Source organism: Streptomyces sp. IBSBF 3136, assembly GCF_036815105.1.
Classification (GTDB): Bacteria; Actinomycetota; Actinomycetes; order Streptomycetales; family Streptomycetaceae; genus Streptomyces.
In genome coordinates, this window is sequence record NZ_JAJSZC010000400.1 from 1 (window position 1) to 3,444 (window position 3,444).

The 3,444-nt window shown below is 77.6% G+C and carries 3 protein-coding genes; all 3 read right to left on the bottom strand.

The window, feature by feature from the left end; translation table 11 throughout:
• Positions 1–1,321 (bottom strand): sensor histidine kinase (locus V7E45_RS39430; RefSeq protein ID WP_333779107.1); only part of this gene is annotated, 1,321 nt, incomplete at its 3' end.
• 34 nt (positions 1,322–1,355) lie between these two features.
• Complete coding sequence (locus V7E45_RS39435) at positions 1,356–2,594, bottom strand: acyltransferase family protein (protein ID WP_333779108.1); 1,239 nt, start codon at positions 2,592–2,594, stop codon at positions 1,356–1,358.
• Positions 2,587–3,444: an alpha/beta hydrolase gene (locus V7E45_RS39440; protein WP_333779109.1), complete on the bottom strand. Its 858-nt coding sequence runs from the start codon at positions 3,442–3,444 to the stop codon at positions 2,587–2,589. Before V7E45_RS39440 ends, V7E45_RS39435 begins: the two co-directional genes overlap by 8 nt.

The window sequence follows — 3,444 nt, forward strand, 5'->3', positions numbered from 1 at the left end:
GGACCGGGGCGCCGTCCCGGGGGAGGAAGGCGGAGACCGCGAAGCCGCCGCGCGGGGTCCCGGCCGCGGTGACGTGACCGCCGAGCATGGCCGCGCGCTCCCGCATGCCGAGCAGCCCGTGCCCGGCGCCCGGCGAGGGCGGGACCGGGCGCCCCGGCGGGGAGTTGGTCACCGCGAGCCGCACGCCGTCCGGGAGGTGCGCGACCTCGACGCGGACCCGGGAACCCGGCGCGTGCCGCAGGGCGTTGCTCAGCGCCTCCTGCACGATCCGGTACGCCGACAGTTCCACCCCGGGAGCGTAGGGCCGCGCCCTGCCCTTGATCCCGGTGGTCACGTCCAGGCCGGCCGCGCGGGTGTTCTCGATCAGCGCGTCGAGCCGGTCGAGGGTGGGCTGCGGGGCGTCCGGGGCCGCGCCGGTGCCGGGGCCGCCGAGGCCGTACGGGTCCTCGGGGTTCTCCGAGCGCAGCACGCCGAGCACCCGGCGCAGCTCGGTGAGCGCCTCCAGCGCGTTCTGCCGGATGCCGTCCAGGTTCTCGATCAGCTCCGGTGGCGGGTCCGTGACGAGGTGCGGGGCGACCTGCGCCTGGATGGAGATGACCGACATGTGGTGGGCGACCACGTCGTGCAGCTCCCGCGCGATCCGGCTGCGCTCCTCCAGCAGGGTGCGGCGGGCCCGCTCCTCGCTGGTCAGGGTGGTCTGCTCGACGAGTTCGGCGCGGGCCTCCCGGCGGCCGCGCAGGGCGGTGCCGAGCACCACGACGACCGTGCACAGCACCACCGTGACGACCCCGGTGGGCTGGTAGGTCCCGCCGCCCCACACGCCCTCCAGCAGATAGGTGAGCAGCACGGTCACGGAGAGCGCCTCGGCCGACACCCGGGTGCGCACGCGCAGCGCGAGCAGCAGCAGGACCAGCAGGTGGGCGATGATGCCGGCCGCGGTCCACGGCCAGGTGAACCGCTCCCCGTGCGCCGCGTCGAGGCTGCCGTGCACCGCGACGGCCCCCACCACGGTCGCCGTCGTCGACAGCCACCAGCCGGCGACCGGCCGCGACAGCGCGAGGACGACCGCGCCGCCCTGCCCGAGGGCGATCGCGAAGGCCGGTCCGAAGGGCAGCCGGCCGTGGTCCCCGAGCTGGGCCGTGGCGCCGAGCGTGACCCCGAACGCGGCCAGCCACAGCAGGCCGTGCGGCAGCCAGCGCAGCCACACCGAGGCCGGCAGCGGATCGGGCCTGAGCGTCCACAGGTCGTCGTGCAGCACCGCCAGCCGGCGCCGGGCCCAGCCCGCGAGCACCACGAACACCCGGCCCCCCGTCTCCGTCACGCGGCCCACCCTAGGCCGTGTCCGCGCGGTGGCCTCAGGCACGGCGGATCGCCCGCGCGGCCTTCCCGTCACCGGCCCGGTGCACCCGGACCACCCGGGAGCGCCCGCGGCCGGTGCCGGCAGGGCGGCGCCGCGAGCCCTGTTCCCAGGACCGGAACGCGGTCCAGCACAGGGCGAGCGCCACGGCGAACACCGGGAGCCACAGCAGCCGGGCCGCCACCCAGTCCAGGCCCTCGGGGACCGTGTGCAGGCCGGGCAGGCGGCCGGCCATGAGGGCGGTGGCCGTCGTGGCCATCAGGGCCGTCTGGTGCCACAGGAAGACCGTCATGGCGGAGAGGTTCACCAGGGCCACGGCCGCCCAGGCGAGCGGGCGGCGCATCGCCGAGCGCAGCCGGTCGCGCAGCAGCAGGGCGAGCCCGCACTGGGCCAGGCCGAAGGTCACGGCCGCCAGGGTCGGCGGGTTGAGGTTGGAGACCGCGTGGCCCGGCACGCCGACCATCGACGCGGGGTAGCCCGCCACCAGCACGAGCACGGCCGTGGCCGTCGCACCGCCGATCAGCAGCACCCGGGCCGCCCGGCGGGACTCCAGCTCGCCTCGGGTCCAGGCGGCCCCCAGGGTGTACGGGACCAGCCAGCCGGCCGCCAGGTTCACCCAGCCCAGCCAGGAGGGGCCGACGTGCAGGCCGAAGCGGAGCAGGTCCACGTGCACGACGACCGCCAGCGGCCAGAGCGGGCTGAGCCGGGCGACCAGCGGGGTGGCCGCCGTCAGGGCGGCGAAGACCAGGAGGAACCACAGCGGGGACAGGGCCAGTTTGACCAGCGTGTGCAGCGTGCCGAAGGGGGTGCCGGTCAGCAGCAGGGTGGTCGCCGCCACCGTCCACAGGGTGAGGAGGGCGAGGACCGGCCGCAGCAGCCGGCCCAGACGGGCGCGCAGCCAGGCCCCGTACGGCACGCCGCGGGCGCGGGCCGAGGCGTGGCTGCGGGTCGCCACATGGCCGCCGACCAGGAAGAAGACGGCCAGGGTCTGGAAGGCCCAGGAGACCGGGGCGAGCCAGGGCAGGTGCTGCAGCGGGCTCGCCGTGCGCAGCGTGCCGTCGTCCGCGACCAGGGCCGTGACCAGCCAGTGGCCGAGGACGACGCCGAGGATCGCGAAGGCGCGCAGGGCGTCGACCGCGCGGTCGCGGGACGCGGGGGTGGCGGCGTCCACCCGGTGGGCACCCTGGCGCAGCGCGTGCAGCGCGCCGCGCGGGGTGCGGGGGGCCGGCTCAGACACGGGTCACCTCCGAGGTCTCGCCGAGGGTGATCCGGGCCAGGTTGGCGAGGGAGGCAGAGCCCGGGATGAAGTAGCCGCTGTGGTCGGCGCCCGCCGCGTCGAAGACCCGGGCGCCGAAGGCGCGGGAGACCGGGTCGGTGCCGAAGCCGACGGTGGTGAACAGCAGGTCGGCGCGGACGTGCGGGACGTCGGCCACCCAGTCGCCGGTGCCGCGGGCCGCCCAGATCCGGGCGCGGGCGCGCAGCCCGGCGGCGGTGTCGGCGCCCGTACCGGGGCTGCCGACGAGGGCGATGTCGTCGGCGTCCAGGCCCGCGGCGGCCCGGCCGCAGACCACCGAGCCGTAGGAGTGGCAGAGCAGGGAGAGCCGGGCCCCGGCCGGCAGCAGGGCGCGCAACCGCCTCACCAGGGCGCGCAGTCGGGGGGCGGCGTGCTCGGCGCGGGTCGTGGTCGTCACCGTGGCGCTGACCGTGCCCGGGGTCCGGTAGCCCAGCCAGGCGACCACGGCGACGCGGGTGCCGGCGGGGGCGCGGTGGGTGAGGTCCCGGTAGAGGGCCGCCGCCGCCCGGTGGAAGCGGCCGTAGGTGTCCAGGGAGGTGTCGGACCCCGGGACGAGCACCGCCACCCGGTCGGCGTCCGCCAGGTCGCCGAGGACCTCCGTGGCCAACCCGGCGCCCCGGCCGTCGAAGGCGAGCAGGTGCCGGGAACGGGCGGCCAGCGCGCGGTCGGCGGCGGCGCGGTGCCCGTCGCCGTGCGCGGCGGCCATCCGGGCCGCCTCCGCGGCGTCGGCCCGGTTCGCCTGGTACGCGGTGTGCAGGGTGGCCGGGGTGAGCGGGCCCACGGCGGCGGGCAC